This window comes from Endozoicomonas sp. SESOKO4 (genome assembly GCF_024606275.1).
On record NZ_JAHHPS010000235.1, the window covers coordinates 1 to 1,613 of the forward strand.

General features: G+C 48.8%; 3 protein-coding genes and 1 pseudogene. 1 reads left to right on the forward strand and 3 read right to left on the reverse strand.

Annotation, left to right across the window (positions count from 1 at the left end; genetic code table 11):
- Positions 1-485, reverse strand: a pseudogene (locus tag KDK16_RS04405) (hypothetical protein); the annotation flags it as partial.
- 45 nt (positions 486-530) lie between these two features.
- Here KDK16_RS04405 and KDK16_RS04410 point away from each other — a divergent pair.
- Positions 531-815, forward strand: a complete 285-nt coding sequence (locus KDK16_RS04410; protein ID WP_257274857.1) for a hypothetical protein — start codon at positions 531-533, stop codon at positions 813-815.
- Between the two features lie 26 nt (positions 816-841).
- Here the strand turns inward: KDK16_RS04410 and KDK16_RS04415 are convergent, their stop codons facing one another.
- Both KDK16_RS04415 and KDK16_RS04420 read right to left on the reverse strand, forming a co-directional pair.
- Entirely contained in the window at positions 842-1,336 is a 495-nt protein-coding gene (locus tag KDK16_RS04415) for a threonine/serine exporter family protein (protein ID WP_257274858.1), read from the reverse strand.
- On the reverse strand, positions 1,333-1,613 hold a 281-nt coding region (locus tag KDK16_RS04420; protein ID WP_257274859.1), incomplete at its 5' end, for a threonine/serine exporter family protein. The genes KDK16_RS04420 and KDK16_RS04415, both read right to left, overlap by 4 nt.

The window sequence follows — 1,613 nt, forward strand, 5'->3', positions numbered from 1 at the left end:
AGGAACTGTAGATTCTTAACTTGTTCTGCGAAAAGAGGCTCATAGATATCAAAAGGCAGAGTGGGTGACTGAGAGACTTCGGTCACAATCCGTTCAACGAGATCAGGTCTTTTCAGCTTTGAGGAAATGTCACTGACTGAGCTGAACCACTTTAAAAGCTCCGCTTTGGTGCCAAGCTTCACCATTTCTGAGACGTCAGTATCAGTATTGATGGCCATTAACCCCAGTTTCTCAAGTTCACGGGCCGCCGGGGTTATGTCCAATATCTCCGGATATTTCAATGTGTCTGAACGAAACAAAGGTCCCTTTCTGCAAATCAGACGGACGTAGAGACGCCGGGCAGGTTCAGAGGCATTACGGAAGTGGTTGATAAAAGTGCTCTCATCATCCACCAAAAGGTCTTCATATTGATAAGTAACGAAATCCAGCAGCGACTGAAAGTTGATCAAATAATAGTCTTCCCGTATCTCAATCACTTCAGTCATCGCCAAGCTGCCAATCAATGGGTTAAAACGCTAAGATTAACTAATTTGTTCGTTTGGAAAACCGTTATGAGTGATGATGATCTGGTCACCGAGGCCCATTTGCTGGAAATCGTTGAAAATCAGGTGACTGAGAATAACCCCACAAGAGTCAAGGAGACGCTACTCAGGCTGACTATGACGGGTATGGAGAGACAGGAAGCCATGGACTACATCGCCTGCGCGCTCTCTGTTGAAATTATCGATGTCATTCAAAATAATGCATCGTTTAATCTGAGGAGATATGAGCAGAATCTCGACAAACTGCCTGAGACTCCCTGGATGACAGCTTAAGCCGCTGCGCATCTATGAAGGGGGCACTAAACTCTGGGTCGGCGGGATTTCAACAAACGGATGTCTTTGACGCTGCGATTCTTAAAGAGCAGGGATGGAATCGTGACACCGACGGCCAGGGATAAAAGAATAAATATCGTATTCAGCCCATCACTGATGGTCTGCATTAAAAGATCGCTTGAGAACGTGGCGGTCTGACTCATTTCTATGAGCCCCATCATACTTCTGTAGGCGTAGACACCCGGCACCATCGGAATAACGGCAGGTGCCATGAACACAGTTGTGGGCGTGTGCACCCAATGTGCTAACTGAATAGACAGCAGCCCGATGGTGCACGACGCCAGCAGTGTGGATGTCAGCATATCGAGACCAAAATGCAGAGCTATGCCTCTCAGTCCGTATCCCAGGGCGGCCAGAAAAGCCGAAGCCCAGAATGCCCGGAGGGGCGAAGTGAACAGTGTGGCAAAGCCCATTGCAGCCAGAGCAGCCCAAACACACTTTTCTAACAGCAATCCGCTCATAGTTGATGAACCCCCAACAGTGCGGAGCTGATGACGATACCCATGGCAATAGCCAATGCGATAACGATGCCATGGGTGACTCGTGCTTGTCCGACAATGATATGACCATGCAGAAGATCAATAACACCGTTGATCAGGGGCACGCCCGGAATCAAAAAAAGAACGGAAGTGGCCACGGCTATTTCCCGCGAATGTCCCCAGTGAAACACCAGCCCCAGTCCACTGAGAGTACTGGCGACAAAAGCAGCAGAGGCGATGCTCAGGGCAAGGTTATAAC